The sequence below is a fragment of the Tardisphaera saccharovorans genome, assembly GCF_046635845.1.
Classification (GTDB): Archaea; Thermoproteota; Thermoprotei_A; order Marsarchaeales; family UBA168; genus UBA168.
This window is the reverse complement of sequence record NZ_JAQQXN010000002.1, coordinates 311,971-336,241: the sequence shown is the minus strand read 5'-3', so window position 1 is coordinate 336,241 and position 24,271 is coordinate 311,971. Positions and strand designations below refer to the sequence as shown.

General features: G+C 49.5%; 24 protein-coding genes. 7 read left to right on the top strand and 17 right to left on the bottom strand.

Annotated features, from left to right (window positions below; all coding sequences use genetic code 11):
* Positions 1-65 precede the first annotated feature (65 nt).
* On the top strand, positions 66-809 hold the full coding sequence (locus PRZ02_RS05210; protein WP_449464771.1) for a DedA family protein: 744 nt from the start codon (positions 66-68) through the stop codon (positions 807-809).
* Here PRZ02_RS05210 and PRZ02_RS05205 read toward each other — a convergent pair.
* The gene (locus tag PRZ02_RS05205) at positions 787-1,704 is read right to left on the bottom strand and encodes a pyridoxal-phosphate dependent enzyme (protein ID WP_449464770.1); all 918 of its coding nucleotides are present in this window, start codon (positions 1,702-1,704) and stop codon (positions 787-789) included. The two genes, PRZ02_RS05210 and PRZ02_RS05205, sit on opposite strands and share 23 nt — an antisense overlap.
* A 79-nt stretch (positions 1,705-1,783) precedes the next feature.
* Here PRZ02_RS05205 and bgaS point away from each other — a divergent pair, with 79 nt between their 5' ends.
* A complete protein-coding gene (gene bgaS, locus PRZ02_RS05200) occupies positions 1,784-3,211 on the top strand; it encodes a beta-galactosidase BgaS (protein WP_449464861.1) in 1,428 nt (475 codons plus the stop codon).
* Between the two features lie 4 nt (positions 3,212-3,215).
* On the opposite strand, the gene PRZ02_RS05195 is transcribed toward bgaS, so the two are convergent.
* From PRZ02_RS05195 to PRZ02_RS05150, 10 genes are all read right to left on the bottom strand, one after another.
* Entirely contained in the window at positions 3,216-4,622 is a 1,407-nt protein-coding gene (locus PRZ02_RS05195) for an APC family permease (RefSeq protein ID WP_449464769.1), read from the bottom strand.
* A gap of 128 nt (positions 4,623-4,750) precedes the next feature.
* Entirely contained in the window at positions 4,751-6,160 is a 1,410-nt protein-coding gene (locus tag PRZ02_RS05190; RefSeq protein ID WP_449464768.1) for an amidohydrolase, read from the bottom strand.
* Complete coding sequence (locus PRZ02_RS05185) at positions 6,153-7,541, bottom strand: APC family permease (protein ID WP_449464767.1); 1,389 nt, start codon at positions 7,539-7,541, stop codon at positions 6,153-6,155. The genes PRZ02_RS05190 and PRZ02_RS05185 overlap by 8 nt, the downstream gene beginning before the upstream one ends.
* A 556-nt stretch (positions 7,542-8,097) precedes the next feature.
* Complete coding sequence (locus PRZ02_RS05180; RefSeq protein WP_449464766.1) at positions 8,098-8,715, bottom strand: hypothetical protein; 618 nt, start codon at positions 8,713-8,715, stop codon at positions 8,098-8,100.
* A 56-nt stretch (positions 8,716-8,771) separates the two neighbouring features.
* Positions 8,772-9,863 (bottom strand): DNA topoisomerase IV subunit A, encoded by a 1,092-nt coding sequence (locus PRZ02_RS05175; protein WP_449464765.1) that lies wholly within the window; start codon positions 9,861-9,863, stop codon positions 8,772-8,774.
* Between the two features lie 24 nt (positions 9,864-9,887).
* The gene (locus PRZ02_RS05170; RefSeq protein WP_449464764.1) at positions 9,888-11,477 is read right to left on the bottom strand and encodes a DNA topoisomerase VI subunit B; all 1,590 of its coding nucleotides are present in this window, start codon (positions 11,475-11,477) and stop codon (positions 9,888-9,890) included.
* Positions 11,478-11,517: 40 nt separating this feature from the next.
* Positions 11,518-12,036, bottom strand: a complete 519-nt coding sequence (locus tag PRZ02_RS05165; protein WP_449464763.1) for a KH domain-containing protein — start codon at positions 12,034-12,036, stop codon at positions 11,518-11,520.
* Positions 12,015-12,803, bottom strand: coding sequence for a serine protein kinase RIO (locus PRZ02_RS05160; protein WP_449464762.1), 789 nt, complete (start codon positions 12,801-12,803; stop codon positions 12,015-12,017). The genes PRZ02_RS05165 and PRZ02_RS05160 overlap by 22 nt, the downstream gene beginning before the upstream one ends.
* A gap of 1,074 nt (positions 12,804-13,877) precedes the next feature.
* Positions 13,878-14,000, bottom strand: a complete 123-nt coding sequence (locus PRZ02_RS05155; RefSeq protein WP_449464761.1) for a hypothetical protein — start codon at positions 13,998-14,000, stop codon at positions 13,878-13,880.
* A 146-nt stretch (positions 14,001-14,146) separates the two neighbouring features.
* Positions 14,147-14,449: a translation initiation factor aIF-1A gene (locus PRZ02_RS05150; protein ID WP_449464760.1), complete on the bottom strand. Its 303-nt coding sequence runs from the start codon at positions 14,447-14,449 to the stop codon at positions 14,147-14,149.
* 345 nt (positions 14,450-14,794) lie between these two features.
* Here PRZ02_RS05150 and PRZ02_RS05145 point away from each other — a divergent pair, with 345 nt between their 5' ends.
* The 4 genes from PRZ02_RS05145 (at position 14,795) to PRZ02_RS05130 (ending at position 17,789) form a co-directional block, all read left to right on the top strand.
* Positions 14,795-15,955, top strand: a complete 1,161-nt coding sequence (locus PRZ02_RS05145; RefSeq protein WP_449464759.1) for a trans-sulfuration enzyme family protein — start codon at positions 14,795-14,797, stop codon at positions 15,953-15,955.
* On the top strand, positions 15,952-16,662 hold the full coding sequence (locus tag PRZ02_RS05140; protein WP_449464758.1) for an HAD family hydrolase: 711 nt from the start codon (positions 15,952-15,954) through the stop codon (positions 16,660-16,662). Before PRZ02_RS05145 ends, PRZ02_RS05140 begins: the two co-directional genes overlap by 4 nt.
* A gap of 99 nt (positions 16,663-16,761) precedes the next feature.
* Positions 16,762-17,112, top strand: a complete 351-nt coding sequence (locus PRZ02_RS05135) for a hypothetical protein (protein ID WP_449464757.1) — start codon at positions 16,762-16,764, stop codon at positions 17,110-17,112.
* An 8-nt stretch (positions 17,113-17,120) separates the two neighbouring features.
* Entirely contained in the window at positions 17,121-17,789 is a 669-nt protein-coding gene (locus tag PRZ02_RS05130) for a metallophosphoesterase family protein (protein WP_449464756.1), read from the top strand.
* Positions 17,790-17,877: 88 nt separating this feature from the next.
* Here the strand turns inward: PRZ02_RS05130 and PRZ02_RS05125 are convergent, their stop codons facing one another.
* From PRZ02_RS05125 to PRZ02_RS05110, 4 genes are all read right to left on the bottom strand, one after another.
* A complete protein-coding gene (locus tag PRZ02_RS05125; protein WP_449464755.1) occupies positions 17,878-19,101 on the bottom strand; it encodes a phosphoglycerate kinase in 1,224 nt (407 codons plus the stop codon).
* 89 nt (positions 19,102-19,190) lie between these two features.
* The gene (locus PRZ02_RS05120) at positions 19,191-19,460 is read right to left on the bottom strand and encodes a hypothetical protein (protein WP_449464754.1); all 270 of its coding nucleotides are present in this window, start codon (positions 19,458-19,460) and stop codon (positions 19,191-19,193) included.
* Positions 19,461-19,499: 39 nt separating this feature from the next.
* The gene (gene glyS, locus PRZ02_RS05115) at positions 19,500-21,212 is read right to left on the bottom strand and encodes a glycine--tRNA ligase (protein ID WP_449464753.1); all 1,713 of its coding nucleotides are present in this window, start codon (positions 21,210-21,212) and stop codon (positions 19,500-19,502) included.
* Between the two features lie 48 nt (positions 21,213-21,260).
* Positions 21,261-21,668 (bottom strand): hypothetical protein, encoded by a 408-nt coding sequence (locus PRZ02_RS05110; protein WP_449464752.1) that lies wholly within the window; start codon positions 21,666-21,668, stop codon positions 21,261-21,263.
* Positions 21,669-22,001: 333 nt separating this feature from the next.
* Here PRZ02_RS05110 and PRZ02_RS05105 point away from each other — a divergent pair, with 333 nt between their 5' ends.
* Positions 22,002-22,460: an Lrp/AsnC family transcriptional regulator gene (locus PRZ02_RS05105; RefSeq protein WP_449464751.1), complete on the top strand. Its 459-nt coding sequence runs from the start codon at positions 22,002-22,004 to the stop codon at positions 22,458-22,460.
* Here PRZ02_RS05105 and PRZ02_RS05100 read toward each other — a convergent pair.
* Entirely contained in the window at positions 22,445-23,365 is a 921-nt protein-coding gene (locus PRZ02_RS05100) for an SPFH domain-containing protein (RefSeq protein ID WP_449464750.1), read from the bottom strand. The two genes, PRZ02_RS05105 and PRZ02_RS05100, sit on opposite strands and share 16 nt — an antisense overlap.
* Positions 23,366-23,487: 122 nt before the next feature.
* Positions 23,488-24,270: a polyprenyl diphosphate synthase gene (gene uppS / locus PRZ02_RS05095; RefSeq protein ID WP_449464749.1), complete on the bottom strand. Its 783-nt coding sequence runs from the start codon at positions 24,268-24,270 to the stop codon at positions 23,488-23,490.
* Between the last annotated feature and the right edge of the window lies 1 nt (position 24,271).

Below are 24,271 nucleotides of genomic sequence, written 5' to 3'. Positions count from 1 at the left end.
GACGCTTAAGGTCGGCGGCGCACTTGCCTCGTAACGCATTTAAGCTATCAGTTGAAACTTAAACGTTGGAAACATTAAAGAAAGGCTACTTGATTCTCTTGCTTGTGCTCATTCTGGCACTTGGGTACGCCGTCTTTTACTTTTACGATCTTGATGACTACTTGCCATCTATTTCTGGCATTGTCAGCCTCGGATGGGTAGTCCAAGCGGTCGAAGCTGGAGGCTACATTGGCCTTATTGTCCTCATGACTATGGAAAGCGCCTCGTTGCCAGTACCCAGCGAGGTCATACTGCCGCTGGAGGGCTATCTCGTTTACCAAGGAAGGACGGATTTCTGGCTAGCTTTTGTCGCTTCGTTAGCAGGCTCCATTATTGGCTCCGCCGTAGATTACGCCTTAGGTCTGAAACTCGGCAAGTCAGTGACAAAGCTTCCCCTAATTAACGAAAGGTCGTTGAAAACCGCTACGGACTGGTTTCAGAGACGCGGGCCAATAGTAGTGCTCTTAGCTAGGTTCGTTATAGGGCTACGCGCCCTCATATCGATCCCTGCAGGCATGTTTGCCATGAGTAAGAAGAAGTTCCTCGCGTATACGCTTGCGGGGTCGGCCATATGGAACGCCTCGCTGATCTACGCCGGCCTTACGCTGGGCTCGCGCTGGGAGATCGTTTCGGCCTGGGTTAACAAGTACCTCATACCGATCTCCATCGTCGTGATCGCCGCTATCATCTTGTACGTTGGCGTTAAGTTGTTCAAGCGGCGCTCGCATGCTTTTCATCAAAACCCCATCAGCGCAACGGGGCAACCTTAAGTGGTTCAGTCGAATAACCGTTTACATTTATGCCCATCTTCTCGTAAGTCGTTATGTAGTTCCATCCGGAGTCCGGAAAGATAACGGCGGCTCTTTTCGGCTTTCCCTTTAAGAGCTTCAGCGCTCCCGCAAGGGCAGCCGCAGAGGACATGCCTATGAAGAGACCCTCCCTTTCGAGAACCTCCCTTACAAGGTTTATGGCGTCAGAGTCAACCTTCACCACGTAGTCCACCACGTCGAAGTGCCTCTCGAGAAGAGGGGACATGCCGTTAGCCTCCACATTTCTCAGCCCAGGTACCCTAAACGACCTCTTCGGTTCTACTCCTATCACCTCAGCCCCTCTCTCGCTAAGGTACTTTCCGGCACCAGTTATCGTCCCCCCGGTGCCCATGCCGGCTACAAGGTAGTTCACCTCAACATCGCGCCATATCTCGGGCCCAGTGCCCGCGTAATGGGCCTCGAAGTTGGCTTCGTTTTCAAACTGGTTTGGAACGAAATAATTCTTGGAGTTCTCCTTCACGTACCTTACGGCCTGAGAGGTCCCCTCTCCCTCATCAGGATACGTGCCCTCCTTGACGACTATTATGTGACCCCCCAATCCCTCTATCTTGGCTTTGACGTTTGGAGAGACCCTTTCCGGTACAACGGCGGTGAAGTCAAGGCCCAAAAGCCTGCACATACCAGCCAAGGCCACCCCAGTGTTCCCGCTTGTAGCTTCCATCACTTTTTTCGATGAGAGACGCCCCTCGGCCACTGCCCTACTGAGCATGAAGTACGCAGCCCTGTCTTTGACCGAACCAAAAGGGTTTTCCCACTCAAGCTTGGCGTAAATCTCAGGCTTGTCTCCAAAAGATCTAAGCCTGACAAGGCGCGTATCTCCAACTTTGATGTCCATTTCATCATAAATCACGCCGTTATATAAAAGTTTACTGATCTGTCCCAACGGTAAGAACTTTAAGCTAGCGCGGGTTTCAATTATGAAATTCCCAAAGGATTTTAGGTTCGGATGGTCGCAGGCAGGATTTCAATCAGAGATGGGAACCCCGGGCTCAGAGGACAAGAACAGCGACTGGTACGCCTGGGTGCACGACCCAGAAAACATGGCCGCAGGCCTCGTGAGCGGTGACCTTCCAGAGAACGGCCCTGGGTACTGGGGCAACTACAAGGCATTTCACGACGCAGCACAATCCATGGGACTGACCATAGCAAGGCTCAACACGGAGTGGTCCAGGATATTTCCCAACCCGCCTCCGAAGTCAAAAGGAGCGGGAAGCGAGGAAGACCTCAAGCAACTTGATGCCGTGGCCAACAAGGAGGCCATAGCTCACTACAGGGAGATGTTCTCCGATTTAAAGAAGAGGGGAATATACCTAATATTAAACCTGTACCACTGGCCGCTTCCGCTATGGGTTCACGACCCCATAGCGGTGAGGAGGGGTCAGCTAAACGCCAAAAACACGGGCTGGCTGAACCACGATCACGTGGAGGAGTTCGCCAGGTACGCGGCCTTTATCGCGTGGAAGTTCGACGACCTGGCTGACGAGTACTCCACCATGAACGAACCAAACGTAGTATATGAGCAAGGATTCGGGCAAACCAAGTCAGGCTTTCCCCCGGGCTACCTCAGCTTTACGCATCTGGCCATAGCAAGGCAAAACATAATAGAGGCCCATGCCCGCGCTTATGATGCCATAAAAAAGCTGTCAAAGAAGCCAGTGGGTATAATATACGCGAACTCGGCATTTACCCCCTTAACCGACTACGATCAAAAAGCCGTTGAGGCCATAGAAACGGATGAAAGGTGGTCTTTCTTCGATGCCATAATAAGGGGAAAATTGGATGGTGAGAGCAGAGATGACCTCAAGGGCAGGCTGGATTGGATAGGCGTTAATTACTACACCAGACTTATGGTGCAAGCCGCAGGGTCCCGCTACAGGGTGATACCCGGTTACGGATTCGCATGCGAGAGGAATTCGATCAGCTTGGCAGGAAGGCCGACGAGTGATTTCGGCTGGGAGTTCTATCCCGAAGGGCTCCAAGACTTGCTGGTAAAGTATTGGAAGAGGTACTCCCTGCCCATTTACGTGACAGAAAACGGCATAGCGGATGAGGCCGACTACCAGAGACCCTACTACTTAGTATCGCACGTGGCCAGCGTTCAGAGGGCTTTGGAGGAAGGAGCAAACGTAAAGGGTTACCTCCACTGGTCTCTTGCAGACAACTACGAGTGGGCCTCTGGATTCGGCCAGAAGTTTGGCCTCATAAAGGTCGATTACGCTACGAAAAAGCTTTACTGGAGACCAAGCGCCTTCGTTTACAAGGAAATAGCCACCAATCACGGCATAACGGATAAGATCGAGCACCTCAACTCGGTACCTCCCATAAGGGCACTGCATAAATAAAAAATTATTTTACTTCAGAGGATAGTTCCTCTATTCCTTGGCTAAGCTGGCTTTTTCCTCCCTTTCTGGAGATCAGTGCGTACTCAATATAGCCGGCGACCAGTATGATCGCCATGGCGACGGGTGCATAAACCGTTGGATAAGATACCGGGTAGAACGTGTAGAACACGCCAAAGACGACGGTAATCAGCGAAGCAATCGGTAGCAAGTAGTACATGAGGAAATTCTTGATGTGATTTCTCCATGAGAAGAACGAAAGGCCGATATTTCCTATTGCGTGGCCCGTAAACTCGGCTATGGTCGCAAGCAGTATAAAGAAGAAGTAGGCCGAAATTACGCCCCATGCCAGACCTAAGGCTATCCCCGTAATCACGCCTACGATGGTCGTGAAAAGTATTGCCATACCAGGAGTTCCATGCGCTTTATCGACCTTCGATAGGCCTTTTGGCAGTAACCCTTGATTACCAAAGGTCATGAAAAGCCTGCTGGACACTATTATTGAGGCTGTCACAAGTCCTATTAGGCTGTTAACTGTTAGGGCGGCTATTATAAGCTCAGGCCACACGCCCGCGTACTTGTAAAGCTCAACGAAGAGGGGGGCACCAGACGATGCAAACGATGACATATCATTGTACCCCCATCCAATTGTCATCGCATAGGAGACCAATATGTAGAGGAAGACGATCATAAGCGTCGATACAAGCAGTCCCTTCTTTATTGTGGTATGTGGGGCTTTTGCCTCAGCACCCAGGTAGACCGTGGCCGTAGTTCCAGACATCCCAAAGCCTGCCACTAGCATTCCCACGGCAAAACCGCTAAGTCCTCCTGAGGCGAGCTTGTAATTGAAAACCGCCAACGTGTTGGCGGGTCCTGCCTTATCTATTATGAGAACGCTCACTATTATCAGCGTTATTATCTCCACAAAGGCCGTCACTATCCCGTAGTTAAGAGAAGGCCTTATGCCAAGGTAGTTCATAAGCGCCGGAGGTAATAGGTAAAGCAGGAATATGGGTATCCATGCGTAATATGGCAATGAGTAACCGAACTGCGACAGAACAGTGTTTATTAGAACGCTTATGAATAGCGCGTTTGCCGGAAGTAGGGCAGTATAATACGCCGCGTAGCTAAGCCCAGCTAAATAACCTGCACCGGCTCCCATCGACTTATGAACGTAGTAGTGCACCCCTGCAGCGCTCGCGAAGTACTTGCTGAACTGATAGGGCGTGTTTATCCAAAGTAAAACGAGACTTATTCCTAACGTGTACGCCAGCGGCGTGGCACCCATGGCGTACGAGGCAGCCACCGTAAGGGCAACCGCCGCCGCAGAAAGTGGGCCGTTCGAGATCAGACCCTGCGCGACGACATGCCATAAGGACAACGAGTCCTTACGTAGCATTGCCTTCTGCTCCATTTAAAAAACCGTCACCTCTGAGATCATGTAGTCCATTTTAGTGCAAAAATGCCGCTTGCTATTAAGCTTATTTTCAACTTTAAACTAACGATGAGCAATTTCATGTGAAAATAGCTCCGAGCTTGCGATTAACCCGATTCATTGACCGAAAAGCCATCCGCACTTCTAACGTAAGCTATCCTGCCGTTAACTATAGTCATTTGAGACCTCTCACTTCTTAAGGCCTCAACGTTCTTTCCGTAATCCGCTCCAAAGACCGCTATGTCTGCGTAACTCCCCTCGCTAATTGTACCAAGCAAGGGAGCTCCAAGTAGCTTCGCCCCTGCCTTTGTGTAGCATTCGATGGCCTGCTCGAGTGTTATGCGCTGCTTTGAATACGGAGATGATATCGCGTAATATATGCCGTAACTAGGCCCAAAGGGCATGCAGTCAGAGCCAAAAGCCAGGTCGAGGTCCCGCGCAAGGATTTCGTGAAATGGGTTGTTTTGCTCAAGCCATCCCTTCCCCAGCCTGCTTTCGTAAAGGCCTCCTGGCAAGGCCCACTGCAGGAAGTTGGGCTGCGCCGATATGAAGGTATTGCCTACCTCGTCAAGCATTTCATTGTTTACGAGCTCGAAGTGCTCGACGGAGTTGCGAAGGGGCGCGTTCTGAAAAACCCTGAGGGCAACTGATACGGCTCTGTCGCCTATGGCATGCACTGCAACGGGCATCCCGCGTTCCCAAAAAGAGGTCGCGAGTTTCGCGAACTGAGCATCGTCCATCTTGAGATTTGAGTCTGGCCATCCTTCATGCGCTGCCGTTCTCGCACCTATAGACCCATCGAGAAAAGCCTTGACCCCCCAACTCGATTCTCCCTGAAAGCCCTCAAAGTACTCATCGGCATAAATTGATCTGTACACCCTGATAGGGGGATTAAGCGATGAATACACAAGGGCTGTGGCCCGATCCACGTAGTCCCTCACCGCGGTCACGCCCTCCCTTAGGGCCACATTGAAGGCAACTTCCAACGCTGCGGTGATCTCTGCTGGGTCTGGAGAAACCAACGCGCCCAAAAGGTCAAGGTCCCCTTCCTTCAATATACCGTCCCGGCTTTCAAGCCCAAGCTTTCTCAAGGCGGCAGAATTGAGCGTCGCCATGTGGCCATCACGACGATACATGACGACGGGCTTTTCAATAAAATCGAGTTCATCCTTTCTGAGGTAATCTGTTTCACCCCACGCGGATTCATCCCATCCGTACCCTACGATGACCTTAGTCCCTGGGTCGTTCGCGCGGTTTCTTACCTTTTCTATCACCTCTTCTCTGGTTTTGCACTCCGAGAGATCGAGCCTCAGCTTCTGAAGGCCAAGATGGAGCATATGAGTGTGACTATCTATAAAGCCCGGTAGCACCGTCCTGCCCTCCAGGTCAACCTCCTTAGATGCTTGCTCCGCTATAACCCCGATTTTAACTATTCTATTTCCCTTAATTCCAACGTCTTCCTCCTCAAAATTTCCCTGGTGAAACACCCTACCATTCCGCAGCAGCAGATCAAGCATTTTGCACCACCGATGCCTGCTTACTCCTCAAGGCCCATATCGCTGATATGGCGCTCCACGCTACGAAGATCACTGGGGCCAGCAAGAAGGGCCAACCCAGGCCCAAAAGCGAGAAGTAAAACGCGATGATCATTATTACCGTGGTGGCAGTAGGTGCAACAAGCCAAACTAGCCACCTCTTTCTGTTTCTTACGGAAAGCGTCGAAAGCGATGCGTTTGAAAGGATGTGGATTAACAGGTTGGCAAGCGTTGCCAATATACCGAATATAGCCCAAGCGTAGTATATGCCAGTGTAAAACCCGAAGAGCTTGTAAAACGTCAAACCCGCCAAGAGCGCCGCAGAGACGGAAATCACATACGTTGCGTTTATGGCCGCTACTGGGCTTCCCGACCTTACCTTGGAAAGAGACCTAGGAATTACCCCATCGCGTGCTAGAGAGAATATCACTCTACTTAAAGGCGTGCCCATGCCAACAACCGTACCGTAAGTAGAAAGAAATGTCCCTACTAATATGAAGGCATATGCACCCAAAGCTCCCGTAAATCTTTTCGCTACAATGAGACCCGGTATAACCTGTGAGGTAAACGTAGAGAGGTTCGACATGCCGTACCCAACAACCATAGCATAGGAACCAACCACGAACGTAACTCCTGCCAGCAGAACGGCGTAAAGCACGGCCTTCCTTATGGTCTCCTTGGGTGCTTTTGCCTCCTCACCCATAGGCACAACGGAGCCATATCCCGCAAACGCAAGGTACCCTCCCGCTATGAACCCCGTGAAAACGCCTTGCCATCCATTGGGGCTTGAAGAGGGAATAAAGGGAGCGAAGGAGACGTCAGGAGCCCTAGCAATGACGAAACCAGACAGGGCAAATATAAACAGGATTTGAACCCCTCCCAATATAAGGGCAAGCTTCAGCGATGGCTTAACGCCTCTTATCATCAGCACGTAGGACAAAGCCGTCATGAGCGATATCCATACGACTCCCGTCCAGATGGGCAGCTGAAGGCCGAAGGCGTAGCTAAGGGACTTCGAGAAACCCCATGCAACTATGAGATACTCCAGAGCCAAATTGCTAACCTGGTACAGCAAGTACTGAAGTCCAGTGAAAACGCCTGCCCTACTACCCATGCCATCGGCAACGTACGCATAGTAACCTCCTGCATGAGCAATCCTATTCGAAAACTGGTATATAGTGTTTGCAGATAAAAGCACAGCTAGCATGGAGACCAGCATTACCAGTGGCGCTGCCCCCATAGAAAAGCCCACTATGCTCAATATAAGCCCCGATAGTATGGTTATTGGCGTAATCTGGCCCATGCTCTGAAAGACAAGTTCCCATAGACCTACAGATTCCGATTTAAGATCATGTTCAGCCATTTTAGGTCGAAAAAGTCGACCTTATATGGATTTCGATCAAAATAGATCAAAACCCGAAAGCGCGAAAACCTTTTCCGTCAAGATATGCTTCAATCCATGAGGAAAAAGATTTCCGCCGAAAACAAAATGGAAGAGTTACTGGAGTTCATAAGATCTAAGGGCAGCGTTTCAGAGGATGATGCAATAGCTTTTTGCAAGCAGAAGTTCGGCGTCTCTCCTCAAACAACCTACAGGTACTTGACCACCCTGGAAAGAGCTGGTCTTATACGCGTTAAGCCAGATGAAATAACCCCATGGCGGCGAGAAGCAAAGAAAACCGTGAACTCAAATCCGTTAAGTCTCTTCTGCCGCGGCTCCCCTGGGCTTTTACTTATCTTTAATTGCGACGTAAGCTACATCCCGATGCATGGGCGCTTCACATCGCTTGGCAACCGCAGGGGACGCTCGCCTTGCCGCCCGCACGCGCGAGCGGCTTGATCGCTGGAGGGCGCCACCGCAACGGGCCCCTCTCAGGTTAGAGGTTCGTGGAACTTCCGTGAGGGGGGCTCCCGTTTCCTTAAGGGGACTTCCGTTCCCCCTGAACTCCTACCGAGTTAAAAGTTATCATTATTATTCCCTTATTGATGTTTTCTGCTTTAGCCTCATACCCCAGCGCACTGAAAACGCCTTTTAGGTATTGCGTAAGCACCTCGGTACCCTCCTCAGATAGATGGGGAGCTATGCACGAAAGCGTTATTTCATCACCCTTCCTCTTGAAGTCAATCGTGGAAACGTCCCACAGAGAAAACCTAAGCATATTGACTATAGGCTCCAATGGATCGTCAGAAGTTTCAGAACCGAAGAACTTGGCGAAGAGGTAATTCCCGTACCATCTCCCTCTCTCAAAATACATCTTACCTATCTTATCCATCTCCGTAGGATAGAGCTTGTTTATCATGTAATAAAGTATGTCGGAGCCTATAATGACAGAACCAGAACCTTTTTCTGTCTCTATGAGCTCGTATGCGTCAACAATCTCGCGAAGGTCCTTGCCCATCTTATGTACTCTTAACGTCTGGTTAAATATGTCATTTATCAAATCGTAGGGGGCCTTTCCTTCTTCCCTTGCTATGTCGTATACGGCATCAACGAGGTCTTGCCTCACTGGCACCAGTTTTTTGCTTCCCCCAGGCATCTTTATCGCTTAAAGATAGGCGGTTATAAAAAAAGGTATTTCATGGGTAGGGAAGTTTATATGGCTCCCAGCTCCTTCAGCTTTTCCGGTATGTAGGTCTCCACCAGGAAAGTCTGACTCACTGACTTGTTCTTGCTACTGAAGGCCTCCAACTCCGCCTTGAGGCCGAGCCTCTCAAAAGCGTCAAGTTGTTCTTTCCAGAACTTCTCTTTGTAACGGGGATCGGCCTTAAGCTCAGCGAGTCTCTTCCAGTCCAGTTCCTTCATCTTCATGGTTGGAACTTTATACCTGTTTATGTCAGTAGGCCAGAATCCTAGCCACTTAGCGGAAGGCGTGTTCAGACCAGTTATGTGCGCGCTATTAACAGACCCGCTTATTATAACCATACTTATGTGAGCTCCCCACACATCGCAATCGGTAAGTATGTATACGGGAAGCCCAAGCTCTTCATTAAGCCTCCTTATGAGCAACCTAGCGCTGCGCGAGGCTTGACCAGTCGTATCTATCAATATGGCGTTGAACTTCTCATGCACCTTCTCCCTTATCATCTGTATAAATATAGCTCCCTTCTCAATAGCTATTACCTTGTCGGCGGTTGTTTTCACGAGTTCCGCGTTGTCCAGAGCCGGACCTATGTTTACCCCATCGGGATTATCGGTGAGGTTTATGAGGCTATCCTTGAAACCTTTTACCCTATACCTAACTGTTAGATCACCGAATATGGCTCCCCTGTCATGAGGAAATATGTTAAAGCTTTCCCTAGGCATCGAAAGGAGGGCCTCTAAGTCATAGACGGCTTCATCTGACTCCTGTTGAGTTGCGAAGTTTATGTCTATGTTTTTTGACATATAAAACAAGTCACGGAGAGTTGATACCCTATCATAATCGATGAGTTCTTTTCCTATCCTTGCCACCCATAAGAGCTGGGCCAAAGGCTTCACGTGCTTAACGTTGTCAGCGCTCCTCACGACCCTCTTATCTCCCAGAACGTATTGCTCGAGCTTAGGATCGTAATATATGTTGTTCGTTTGGCGGCTTGGAATCATGACCTCTGGAAAGCGCCCCTCCTCCATCTGGTTGTAAATCGATATACCCAGATCCTTTAGCGCTTTCCTCGCGAACTCGCTCCTATCGGTGTTTCTTTCCATTTTTCTCTCACCATCTCGCGATTTTCAAGCTTTCCCTTTCTCTTTGAATTCGTCTTCTGGAGGATCATCAACAAGTTGAACCGCACCCTTTCTCCGCTTCTTAACACCTCCTTCCCTAAGCAGCGAGTCGATGTCGGGTTCCTTCGTCTTTTCGGCTAAGAAAGTGGAAAAGCTTGCCATCATGGAAAGGTACTTTCTAAGTACCTCGGTCCTCCTTTCCCTGTACTCGGCCTTCTCCATGCGCGAGAGCTGGACTCTCAGCTCTCTAGCGGCCTGCTTTATCGCAAGGTCGATCTCTTTTTCTACTTCGGGCCTGGCCGCCACGTACTCCTTTCCCGCGGTCTTATATGGAACCTTTGTTGAGCATATGTGAGTTATGAAGGCTATTGGTGCCTCATCAAGCTTCACCTTGTATTGGTTCCAGTTTATGCTCTGTATCACGGCCATGGAAACGTCGCTGTACTCATCGTAAAGAAGCGGTATCTTATTGGCAAACCTGTAAAGCTGGACTTTGCCTGGCTTGTCGGGCGGCATTATGGCGCCACCATACGCTATTCCGACCTCAACTATGAACGGATTGCCTTCGTAAGCCCGGGCGGGCCTGGTGGTAACCACAACGTGCTCAGGTGATAGAAGCCGCTTTATGCCCTCCCTCAAGAGCTCTTCCCCTATGGGCGAAAGGCATGATGGATCAGGCGGAAGGAAATCGGGATATTCCCTTAGGGCCGTTACCAGCTTGGTGAGCTGCTTCGTGCTAAGCTGAGAGACCTCCATGTGAGGATCGAAACCGTTCGATTTGAGAAAAGCCTTTGCCGTGCGCTCACCCACCCGCTGGAAGTTCTTAGAGAGAAATACCTGAAGGCTAGTGTGGGGGTTTGCGGCCATCATGCGTTTAAGGAGCTCCAAGTCCACGCCATGGGGATGTGGTTGTGTTTCAACTGGCGGGTTGGGCATTTTTTCAGTTATCCTTGGATAAAACAGCAGAGTGCCGTTAGGGTCTATAAAAGTGAGTTGGGCATAAGGTAATATCATGGCGGTTTCGTAGAAATACTCAATGATTTTATCCCTGGCTTTTCCGTAATCTCCTTCAAAGTCAAACTCTATTTTTACGCCCCTAAAATGAGATTTGTTATCGGCCTCATCACGCCGGTAGATTATAGGCGTATTCGTCCTGATGTCCGTGCTGAGTTCAAAGGTGTATATCTTGTTTCCTCCCTGGCTTGTTGTGATCGTTACTCTTGAGTTAGCTGTTATCTGACCGTAAAGCATGGACATCTTTCCGCCTAAGCCAAAGGTTCCCCGGTTCTGCCTCATGGAGTACTTCGAACCGAAAAGCACCTTTCCAAAGGCGTAAGGCACGGCCTCCAAAGGAACACCGATACCATTGTCAACTATCTTTATGTGATAACGCTCTTGTCCTCCCTCCCCCTCAACCCTTGATAGCGTAACCCTTACGTCGGGTAAAATCCTGTGACCGTCACAAGCATCAAGCGAGTTCTCCACGAGCTCCCTAACTATCATGTAAGTAGCTTTATGAGGACTGTCGAAACCGACTAAATCCTTGTTTTTGTAGAAGAAGTCAGCTACATTAAGCTCTTGGAACTGCTCGCTCAACATATCTCACCCTCGCCAAACGCAACCAAAAAATTCACTCTCATTTTAGATTAGCTAGGTATTTATAGACAGCGGGGATTGGCTGACCGCTTGCTATACGCCTGATCGCCTCCCTTGCTTTTTCGACCGCTTCAAAGCTCCCGACTATTACGACCTTGGGTTCCTTTATGAAAATTGATGTATTAGTTGCCGCTTCAATCCTCTGTTTTACGGAGCCTTTTTTTCCTATCAACCTCGAGAGGATCCGCTTGATGTTCCCGCTGGGAAGTATAGGATCTTCAAGGTCTATCTGAAGCACCACGCTTTCGTCTCCTATGATTTTTTCCGCCGCCTGAAATGGGGCACCGAACGAGAGAAGGGTCACTGCGTCCTTGTACCTCTGCAAAAGAGGCACCGCAGCCTGTGACGTGGCTTCCATGATTATCAGGCCCCTATCCTTATCCATAGTAAGTTTGACGCCCTGTTGCTTTCCCTTCTCGGTTAGCGCGTACATGTCGTAGACCCTTCCCAGAAGGCTTGAGTCGAGAGGGACGTAGATTACCGGCGAGAGGCTAGCCATTTCGTTATCAAGTCATCTTTTACGAGATCCTTTAACCCTATCCCTTTTTTCCTGAAAAAAAGGTTGAGGTTCTTTACATCCCTGAAAAGGAACTCCTGGGCGCGAGGATGGCTAGTCATAACTGACTGACCCATGTCAATCAAATATGGACGGCGATAATATAACACGTTGTACTCACTGAGGTCGCCGTGAACGAGACCAGCGTTAACCACAAGCCTTTCAAGGTCATTCATTATTTGATTGTATGCCCTTTTCCAGCTCAAGGGCGTTAAATCCACATCTTTAAGCAAAGGAGCAGGCTCGGAGCCTCCCACCAACTGCATCACCAGGACGTTTCCCCTTATAGAGATAGGCTTTGGCACATGGACGCCAGCCGAATATGCCTCGGAAAGGTTCGCGTATTCCTTTCTAGCCCACGTTTCCACGATTTCCCTCCGGTCGCCTCTCTTCAAATGGCTGAAACGCGGATCCCCCTCTATGTAGATCGGCATGGTCTTGTAGTACTCCGAGGCCGACGTGAAGTATATTTTCACGGCTACATATCCGTCTGCACCCTCAGCCACGTAAACCCTAGCCTCCTTCCCCTGCGATATGTTCGTTATGAACCTCTTTATGACTCCCCTTCTTATGAGCTCATAAGTGTACCTAAGCGTTATCGAGTCAAAAACTCCTTCGAGCGACTCCCTTAATTCGCTATCCTTTATGAGCTTCTCTCTGTCTGCCTTAGTGGCAAAGCCACCCTCTTCAGACCACTCCACTAAGGTCACCTCCTTGCATTTTAACCATTTTTAAAGTCTTGAACGGTCTTAAATTTAACATATAAGTTGAGGCAGTCTTCAGATTTAAGTTTTCTTGGCTTACTTTCTAGATAAACTACCTCATCCTTGCGGGCAGGGCTTCAGGATTCGGGCAGCGCGGCCGCGCGTTTCGTTAAGGCACGGGCCGAGCTGAGCCAAGTTGAGGTCGCGGTTGTGGGTTAAACCGCAGCTGGGGCACGTCAACTCCCTTCCGCAAAGCTCGGCAGAAGGGAGGAAAGAAAGGTCGAGCATGGCCCTCGCGCCACATCTAGGAAAGCCGTAAAGCGCGCGCTTCAATTTCCCGTAACCGTTAGAATGGTTAACGGGCATAAGGAACCGCTTCGACGGGGGCAAGAAATTGAACAGCAGGTTTCACTTTCTGCCTTTCAGGGAGCTGTAGCAAATTAGGAGCACAAGGCAAAGGCCAACGAGATAAAGGCGGCCTATTTTAATTCTAAGAACACCTCAAAAACGTACCATAACCGCGGCCATATCGCCAAGCTTCCTTACCGCGTTCAGGTCCTCCTCTCTTGAATGGTCTTCCTTGCCTTAAAGCAATTCTGCCCGATCTCCTTGATCGCGGATCCCTTGAAGAGAGTGCCCTTAACCAGTTTATCACCTACCAAGGCGATTAGGCACGCCAGGTTTTTTCTGCCAGATCTACTCCAATTGGGATTTGGGGCTTGTAATCTGAAAGCCTCTCCACGGTGAAGCGGGAGTACCACTCGCCCCTCTCTTCGTCAGCTCCACTTGTCCGAGAGAGCCGTTACCGGTTAATGCACAATCCATTAGTCCTTCTGCCTTTCGCCGAACTGGATCGGGCACCATCCTCCTTTCCATGTACCGTCTAGCTTAAGGTGCAGACAATAGGGAATGGATTTCGTATGCCGCTCGGCCCAGCTTGAAAGCACGGTGGTTGACTCTGAGCGAGGCCCTCTTGACGCGGAATTCCTTCTTAAGAGCTAAACTCGCTTTTGCCAGCTCGATTACCTTGCCCCTGATCGTTTCCGCGAGCGCCGAGGATAGCGGAAACCTAACCCCGGCTTAGTAATGCGCCAGGTCCTGCAGAACCCTCCCGTCAGCTACGCGGAAAGATGAGAAGAACTTTACCGCGCGTGTATGCAGCCCCAGCACTGCGTTGAGCTTGTACCTCTTTTCCCCGTTCAAGAAGAGGACATCTTTTCCTGCGCCGCCAGCTTTACCTCAGCTTTCAGGAAACATCCCCATTTTGCAAAGTTAAAACCGTATGTTTAACTGAATGCCATCTGCAGACGGAATCCGTGGTGAGCGAGACAAGAGGGAAATTACGAAAACTAAGTAGAGGATGAAAGCGATGCGGGTATTATTCCAGCTGCCTGCAGTTGCTTTACCTCCTCTTTTGTGTAAACCGATACTATGTCCCCCCTAGTATCAGGCTGGAAATCCCATGGCGTAACCAGCACGTAATCCCCTTCGTGAATCCAGCTCTTCTTCTTCATCTTGCCGGGGATCCTGCACATACGGGTCTTCCCATCGGTGCACTTTACCCGGATCCTGTCAAATCCAAGCAACTGCACCACAACTCCAATCAACTCACCTTCTGCCGGGGTTCTGACCGTTGGCGGTACCTTTGACATCACGGAATCACCTGAATTAAGTCTGACATAGCTAACATCGACATCTATTGATTAATCCCATATTATTTAATCCTTTCTGAGTTGATGGTGAACGGTCGCGTTGAAATAGAATCTGGGTCACCGCAGATAACAGGTCATCGTCTAGCAGATGCCAAAAGCGCCTTATTCGCGCGCAATCGCTCACCACCTTAATGCAAGTTAACTCTAAGCTGTGACTAATTTTAAGCGGTAACCCGTGGCCAATGAATTCGAAGAAACGCTGCTTAATCAAACAAAATTGCCGGCTTCATGAAAGTCACCGTCCGCAAAACCATACAAGTTTATAAGTGCGGTTAAACGCCGCCTATGCAAAGGAAGACCGGTTTTTCAACGAAGGCCATTGATGAAGCAAACCAAATCAACCCGCGCAGCATAATTCCCCCCATTTATCAAACCGCCATTTTTCCATATCCAACAGATGAAGCGCCTCTTGTCCACGGACACCCTCTGAGGTACTCTAGAGAGGATAATCCTACAGTGCTTGCGCTCGAAAACGTCATCAAAGCCTTGGAAACCGATGACGAAAAGGCGGATTCATACGCTTTTTCGTCGGGAATGGCAGGCATATCCTCCCTCTTCTTTTCTAAATTAAAGCCTGGATCCACGCTGCTCCTATCTTCCGAGGTCTATAGCTTAACACTTTCCCTCGCAAATAACTTAGCAAAATACGGCGTCAAGGTCAATGTAGTCAGAGGAAACCAACTTATAGACTCTGTTACAAGCGATACAACCATGGTTTTCGCCGAAGTTATGTCAAATCCCACGCTAAACGTCATCGACGTACCAGCACTGGCGGAAAAATGCACGCGTTTTAACGCATTTTTAGCGCTTGATAACACGTTCACCACCCCTGTGAATTTTAAGCCACTTGAAAGCGGAGCACGTGCGTCAATCAACAGCGCGACCAAGTTTTTGGCTGGCCACAATGACGTCAGCGCCGGAACGGTGGTGGGATTGGACATAAGTGACGTTTGGAACTGGAGGAGGATGCTTGGAGGGATACTGGACCCTCACGCAGCATACCTCGTGCACAGGGGAGTAAAGACCCTAAAGGTAAGGGTTGAGGCAGAGCAAGCATCTGCACTTAAGATAGCTAGGGAGCTTGAGGGTGATAAAAGGATCAGCAAGGTCCTCTATCCCGGGCTTCCGTCTCATCCAACCCACGATGTAGCAAAACGCATTTTAAGGGGATATGGAGCTGTTCTCTCTTTCGAAATAAATGGAGGGGAAAGAGAGGCGTTAAGTTTTATGCGTGAACTCAAGTTAATAAAGGTAGCTCCAAGCCTCGGAGGGGCGGAAAGCTTGGTAATGCATCCCGCATCTGCCTTTGGCGGCTCCATGAGTAAGGAGGAGCTCAAAATGGCAGGGATCTCAGAGTCGCTGGTAAGGCTTTCTGTAGGTCTCGAGGACGCTGAGGACCTCTTATGGGACATCCAACAGGCACTAGATAAGGTAGTCAAACCATGAATCCAAAATACCTCATAATGGATTACGATGGAACGCTTTCCAATGGAAACGCCATCGATGATGAGCTAGTATCACTCATGCAACAGGTCAGGCTTAAGGGAGTGAGGATCATTGTGGCCACGGGAAGACCTAAGAACTCCTTACCTGACCTGGAAAAGCTCGTCAAAAGCACGGATGCTTTGGTACTGGAAGAGGGGGGCGTGATTTTAACTAGCAACAGAGAGGTGCTGAGGACCAACGACACATGGCAGGCCTATATTAGCTCTTTACCTCAAGGCTTAACGTACGCTACGGGCAACGTTCTAATCATAACAGATGATTTATCCCTAGGGCCTCTGCTAAGCAAAGCCAAAGAGATGGGGGCCGAGTATGAATTGCAGCCTTACAAGAACTGGTACTTTTTAACGCCAAAGGGCATCAATAAGCTTTCCTCTGTAATGGAAGCTATGAGCAAGATGAATGAAAGCGGACCAACGCTTTTCGTTGGAGATGAACTAAACGATTTAGATCTGGTGCGCTGGGCGGATTGTTCGGTAGCTGTAAGAAACGCTTCTGAAAAGGTCAAATCGGAATGCGATGTAGTATTAGATGAAGATGATGGAAAAGGAGTTAAGAAGCTATTGAGCTCGATCATCCAAGGTCAATTCGCATGCAAGCCTGGGCCCCTCTTGCGAGGGGCCGCGCCATGCAAAATGAGGAATTTTTGAACCTCTCGCTTGGCGCCACAACTCAATGCTCAACCGCTAAAAAGCTTAACGCGACCAAAAGCGCTTAAGTTATAAGCGACCATTACCACTAATCTTGAAATGGAAAACGAGAACCAGCCCATAGCTATATTTAGTGGGACGGCAAAAATCGGACAGGTGATGGGAGGGATGCAAGCCCTGACCCTCACACCCCAAGACTTGGCAAGCCCGACTTCGCTCCAAATGGCGCTAACGAGAATAATGGACAGCATAGCAAAGCTGTCAACAGCGGAACCAAAGAAGAAATGGGTTGCGGAGATCAGGTTCACTGACGGGCTTGGCAACCAGGTCTCCTTTGCGGTGGACTTAGGCCCCATGCCTCCGCTTGAGGCCAAGGAGTACAAGGCAAGGGTTATAGTCCAGTTAGTAACTGATGAAGAGGCCTCAACCCCGAGCCCCAAGCGAATTTGAGTTACTACATGGCATTTTTATCAGACATTCACTCGAACCTGCCCGCGCTAAAGGCCGTGATAAAATCCATGGAGGGCAGGCGCATTGACTACGTGGCTTTTCTGGGAGACCTAGTTGGATATTATCCATGGCCCAACGAAGTCTGCGATATTGGCTCATCGCTCTTCGATTACGCCATAATGGGAAACCACGACTATTCCATAATTAGTAATGACTTCGCGGGCTACAACGATTTAGCCGTAATAGCAGATTCTATGAACGCAAAATCCCTAAGCTCTAGCTGCCTCAGTTATCTTAAATCGCTAAGGCCCAAGATGGACCTTACGCTGGGTTCCATGCACATACTTATGACACACGGATCTCCCTCTAACCCTCTTTTTGAGTACGTGTATCCAGAGGACGCCTACAAGCTGGACTCGAATTATGATGTAATCGCCTTAGGCCATACTCACGTCCAATACGAAAAAAAGCTCACGAAGACCACTGTGATTAACCCTGGAAGCGTTGGGCAGCCAAGGGATGGCGATCCCAGAGCCGCTTACTGCGTGGTTAAGATCGATGACACGGTTTCAGTAGAGATGATCAGGGTGAAGTATGACGTTGCCGGCACCGCTAGAAAGGTTCTAGAAGCTGGATATCCCAGCTTCTTAGCGCAAAGGCTGATCATGGGAATTTAACTTATCAGCAAAAAACGAACATATCGACCAGCACGCTAAGTCGCACAACGCACCGGTTAAAAGGAAAGAAAGGAAATGCTTCTTGAAATTATGGCTTGTTCTTTAGGATCTCTATGCCCGGAAGTTTTTCTCCGGCAATGAAGTCTATCATGGCCTTGCCGGCAGTACTTATATGCGAGAACTTGCCTTGTAGGCCAAGCTCGTCAACCACGGATATGGTATGCCCACCGCCCAGTATTGAGAAGCTCTTGCTGTTGGCGACGCTCTCGAATATGACCTTCGTTCCCGTTAGGAATTGGCTTTCTTCATAGACTCCCGCCGGGCCGTTTATGACCACGGTTTTGGCATCGTCCAGCACTTTCGCGTAGGACTTAGCTGTCGCCTCACCAATGTCCTTTATGGGGTCATCCGTAGGCAAGTCAGAGGCAGGGACATCCACGCGCTTCCCTCCCCTATCCACCGCAACATCAACGGGTCCCCTTAGCTTACCCGGATAGGCCTTGAGCAAGGATTTAGCCTGTGCTATAACGTCATCCGTGGCGCCCTTCTTCTTAAGGGCATTTAAGTTCGCCTGGCCTATATTGTAGCCCTCCGCCACCAGTATGAGCTGGCCAAGCATTCCCGTGGCCAGCACGAGGTCCGCCAATCCCTCCTTAAGAACCCGGCTTGCGACCTTAAGGGAATCCGTCGGCTTAGCTCCTCCAAGCACGTAAATGGCTGGGTGCTCTGGGTGGCTTAGCGCCTTGGTAAGCGCCTCGAGCTCGGCCTGCATAACACGGCCTATGGCCTTTTTCAGCACGACCGGAAAACCCATCATCGATACATGAGGTCTATGCGCAACGCTGAACGCGTCTCCAACGTAAAGGTCGAAAAGAGGGGCAAGCTTCCTCACCATTATGGTCTTCGCCTGCAAATCGGCGTCCTTCTCGATCATCTCTTCCGAATAGAACCTAACGTTCTCCAGCACAAGCACATCTCCTTCCTTAAGGCCTTCAATTGCCTCCCTAGCACCTTGACCAAATATCTCATCTACAAACTTAACATCTTTGTTGAGCACGCTCGACAAAGCCTTGGCATGCGCCTCTAGCGATGTAAAATCCTCATCTCCAGGCCGTCCCTGGTGGGCCATGACTACCACCTTGGCGCCCTTCGAGGCAAGCTCTCCTATAGTTTTTCCGTGTTCCCTTATCCTCGACATATCCATTATCGAGCCATCGGTAGGATTTATGGGCGAGTTGAAGTCAACCCTAACCAGCACTTTTTTTCCTTTAACCTCCACTTGATCCAGCGTGGTGAAATCTGAAATCTCCATTTGTGCATAAGCATGCACGCGTTTATAAAATTGTCGGGAAAAATCCGCATATGAAAATAAAATCATAACATCCTAAGCCCGGCCCGCGATCAGCTCCCAGAATAAGCCCTGATCGTTGCAATGCTGTTATCCGCGACGCCAGACTTGGTCATGTCATCTGGACATGCCCATATCTCACTTGCTGGAACATCTGCTCCTGCCAATGCCTTAAGTACAAGCTTTCTCTTGCCAGCAACCACGACTTCAAGGGAATCCACTATCTTTAGCTGCGTCGCAGTTTGGGGATTAATCTTCGCCTGGCCCTCCTTGACCGAGTCGTTTTTCTTCACCCTCATCCTCCTCTCTATCCTGTGTTCCATAGCATTATTATTTAGAACGGACGCTTATCAGTTTTCGCGCTACCGCTCCTTTGGCAAGTCCATCTGATAGAGCTTTTCGCCAGACCTCAGCCTACCGAGTACCGATAGAACTTGATCGTCGGCAACTCTCCACTGTTGCCAGCTATCTCTATCCCTTATGGTTACGCCCTCTCCTTTCAGTGATCTGTCGTCCACAGTTATGGCCCAAGGCACGCCAACCTCGTCCACCCTTGCATACCTCCTACCTATGGTCCCATCATCGTCATAAAACACGTAAAATCCACTGGACCTTAACGCCGACACCAAGCCTAAAGCCTTAGTCTTCATTGCTTCGTCGTCTATTAGCGGGAAAACCGCTACGTCATAAGGGGCCAGAATTGGGGGTAACGATAGGATCTTCCTCCCTTCCCTTTCTGTTATCGAGTGATCTAGAACCGCGTAAAGAAGGCGATCGGCTCCAAAGGACGGCTCAACGACATGAGGATAAAACTTCCGAGTGGTGACCCGCTCGCTCACCTCTTCAAACTTCACCATTCCCTCGTCGAGCTCCACCGAGCCAAATGACAAGTTAAGGATGACCTTTCCATGGGGCATTCCAGAAGCCGCCAGCTGGTTTATGGCGTCTATGACCTCCTTTGACCTCTCTCCAAACCTCTTGCCTATAGCTGCCCTGTCCACCTTTGCGCGAACCACGGTGCGCGTATATGGCTGAGAAATGGCAACCGACACTGAAAGGTCCTCGCCGCTTTTCTGAGAATGATGCCTAAGGTCGTAATCGGTCCTGTACGCTATGCCAGCGACCTCTACGTCTCCCCACCCCTTGGTGGGGACCATAACGTCGAACGTCTGCGAGCTGTAGTGTGCTCTCTCTTTTTCGCCTTTCTCGAGGAATAACACCTCGCCGGTAGAAAAACCGAGAGCGCTCATAAAGGTCAGGGTGCGATACATGAAGTAAGCGATCCAAGCGTTTGCCACGTAACCGTTTTTTAGGGCATCTCCAAGCGCGCCAACGTAGAGCTGACCGGACGAAAGCTTGATCCTGAGCTCGATATCGGCAACTTCTTTGGGCAGCGCCATGCCATCCTCTGGATCGAAGAAGAACTCAAACTCCATTATGGTGAACTCCCTCATTCTTATGAGGCTCTGCCTGGGAGATATCTCGTTCCTCGCAACGCGGCCTACTTGAGCCACCCCTAGTGGAAGCTTCCTGCGAGCCGTCTCAAACGTGCGCTTAAAAGCCGTAAATATACCCTGAGCTGTTTCTGGCCTTAGGAAAGCCCTTTCAGAATTAAACGGTCCAATCCACGTCTGAAACAGTAGGTTAAACGACTGAACGCTTTCAAGCCTCGTCCCGCATGCCTCGCACTTTACGGTTTCCTTGGAGTAAAGCTCGTTTAGCTGCTCAATCGTCATGCCCTCCGTTTTAATACCGAGCTGAAGCTCCGCTAACTGATCCGCCCTATAGACCCTGTGGCACTTTGGACATATGGTGAGCGGGTCTGTAAAGGACTCAACATGCCCACTGGCCTCTAGGACCTCATAAGGTGTTACCATGGGTGTCTCTATTTCCACCATCGGATACTGCGACGACCTTATGAAGTGATCTCTCCAGAGCTGAATGATGCGATTCTTCACGCTAGTGCCGTTAGGTCCAAGATCATAAAGCCCACCAACCCCTCCGTATATCTCGTAACTCGGCCAAAAGAAGCCTCTCCTTCTAGCAAGCTCATCTAGGTCTTCCTGTTGCGCCAACCTTCTTGAAATTAAGCGGTCGCAATTATGCTTATCTCGCGCTCAGCATCATCTAAACACCGCGCGACTTCTTACCAGGTAGACTAGAATCGCTAATGATGCCAAAAAGATGAAAGCAAAGACAAAATCAAGAAGCACTACCACGTAAAGAAGTGAGGACAGGGTCATAAAACCAGCTATTATGATTGAAAGCACAAGCCCCCATCTCTTCATGGTAAGTAGCCCTGCGGCCGACATGAACATCAAGACCGACATCGCCAGAGACGCGACACCCATGTAAAGCGAGTACGACATTATCTCAGAATAGGTGACCGTTATACCGTAAGTTGAGAGGACTTGCGAGTTAAGCTGGTTAAGTAACGAGGGCGTTAACATGACTCTCATGGCAAGCATAACCGCGCCGAGGAATAGCAGCACTACGCCCGTCAAAATCGATAAGACGCCTATAACGAGCACACCGATAGGCCTTTTTCTTGTGCTGCGTGGGGTTGCATCGAAACCTGAAATCAGTGAACCTGTGGTTGCTGAACCTGTAGTAAGCTTGGCGTTTTTTAAAGATGATCCACAATAAGGGCAGTACCATATTTGCCCGGGAGGCAGTTCATGCCCACAGTAAGGACAATACCTTTTCTCCTGATCCGACATAATGTAAGCATTTGGAGCGCTCAAAAGTTTTCCCTTTCTGGAAAGCCCTGACGTACAAAGTTGCGCGCGAATTCCTACCTAGCCCAAGTTGCATTCTCTTGGAGAGCTTAGCCAAACTTAAAAGAGAGTGACTGCGTAACACGTATGGAAGTAGATGAGCTCGACCTAAAAATTCTGGAGCTACTTCAGGAAAATGGAAAAATGGGTTACAGAGAAATGGCCGAAAAATTAAACACAAATGCCAGCACGATCTTTAACAGGGTTCGGTCTTTAGAAACTAACGGGATAATAAGGAAATATACAGCAATCCTTAACCCGGATAGCCTAGGTTACGAGATCACCGCGGTGATCATGATAAGGGCAAATGGCCCCCGTATAGTCGACATCGAAAAAGAGCTGGCTTCCATGCCCGAAGTATCCCTAGTTTACGACATAACAGGAGAATTTGACATAATGGTAGGAGCGAAATTCAAAGACAGAAATTCTCTGAACAAGTTCGTCAAGAAAGTACTAGCCCTCCAAGGAGTTGAAAGGACCACGACGAACTTGGTGCTCAACGTGGTCAAGGAAGAGCCAGCGCTTCCCATTCAAGTCGACGATTGATCTCTTTTTTCGCCTTCTTCGGTATAGGCCTTCACGAAGTCAGATATGGGCTTAAGCATTGTCACGAACTCCATCGGGAATATGTACTTAGTTGAAGGGCTTGATCCCAGCTGCTTAAGTGCGTCAAAGTACTGAAGCGTCATCGTCTTCGCGTCGATGGTCTTCGCGGCTTCAGAAATCGTTTTCAGCGCGGTGGCAAGGCCCTCCGCCCTTAGTATCGCTGCTTGCTTGTCTCCTTCAGCTCTTAATATTTCGGATTGCTTGTCGCCTTCAGCTACGGTGATCGTTGCCGTCTTCTTTCCATCTGCCTCGATGACTATCGCCCTTCTGTTCCTCTCGGCAGACATCTGCTTGATCATGGCGTCCTGAACATCCTTAGGGGGTATTATCTCCCTTATCTCAACGCTCGATACCTTAACTCCCCATCTCGCAGTGACCTCGTCCAGCTTGCTCCGCAGTATGGCATTTATGGTATCTCTTTTCGCCAATATTTCGTCCAGCTGGATGTCACCGATGACAGCCCTAAGGGTCGTCGTGGCTATTCCCGTAGCTGCGCCTTCGAAATTTTGCACTTGAACCACAGAATCCGTGGCATTAAACACTTTCGTGTATATTAGAAAGTCTATGTCCACTGGCGCGTTATCTTTCGTTATGCATGTCTGATGAGGGACGGTTATGTAACGTTCCCTGAGGTCCACCTTCTTGGGCACGTCTACGAAAGGTATTATGAAAACTATGCCAGGTCCTTTCTCACCTATGACTCTCCCAAACCTGAAAACGACCAACCTCTCGTACTCCCTAACTATCCTTATGGAGTAAGCAAGAAATATTATAATTATTATCAGAACGACTATTGCGGCTATAACGGAGGCTGAGGCTACCGCAACCTGTTCAAAAAATATCATAATTGCTAATCTCGCGCGCAATTATAAGGCTTCCTGAAAGCCTAACGTTTGTAAGAATCAGGATTCTTACGTAAAATCCCCCTGAAGAGGTTACCATGGAGTTTCGCTTAACTGTAAGAACGCTACGAACCAAACCTCCTCTTGCGCCTTTGAAACGTGCGAATGGCCCTGTAGAGGTCTATTTTCCGAAACTGAGGCCAATAGGTATCCAAGAAAACGAGCTCAGAATAAGATGATTGCCAGAGCAGGAAGTTGCTCAACCTCTCCTCGCCTCCAGTTCTTATTATCATGTCCGGATCGTGAGAGCCGGCGGTGTAAAGCGAGGAGGATACAACCTCCTCATCTATATCGTCGGGAGACAACTCTCCCCTAGCTACCCTTGAGGCGATACTCCTCACAGCTTTGACGATCTCATCCCTTCCGCCGTACCCCAAGGCTATTTGCAACAGCCGATCATCGTTGTTTGCCGTCCTCTGCTCAACAAGCCTTATGGCATTTAATAAATCCTCAGAAAATAAGGAAAAGTCACCTATCACCTTGACCTTTACCCTTTTTTCAAATACATCTCTACTTTCTGCCAGCTCCGCAAGCCCCTTGGCGGATAGAGATAAAAGGTGTGAGACCTCATCTTTGGGCCTCCTGGATATGTTCTCAGTTGACAACGCGTAAATCGTGACCTCCTTTACGCCAACTTCCCAAAACCAGTTCAACGCTTCCTTTAGCTTATTGTATCCGGCCTCGTGACCGTAATTAGGCGGAAAACCGAAAAGCGTCGCCCATCTCCTATTACCATCAAGGATGACGGCGATCGATGTCGGCATAGCTCCGTCTCTTATCTCTCTCCAGAGAACGTCTTCATATACCGCGTAAACCGGCCTCAAGACGCCAGTAATGACACGCTGCAAA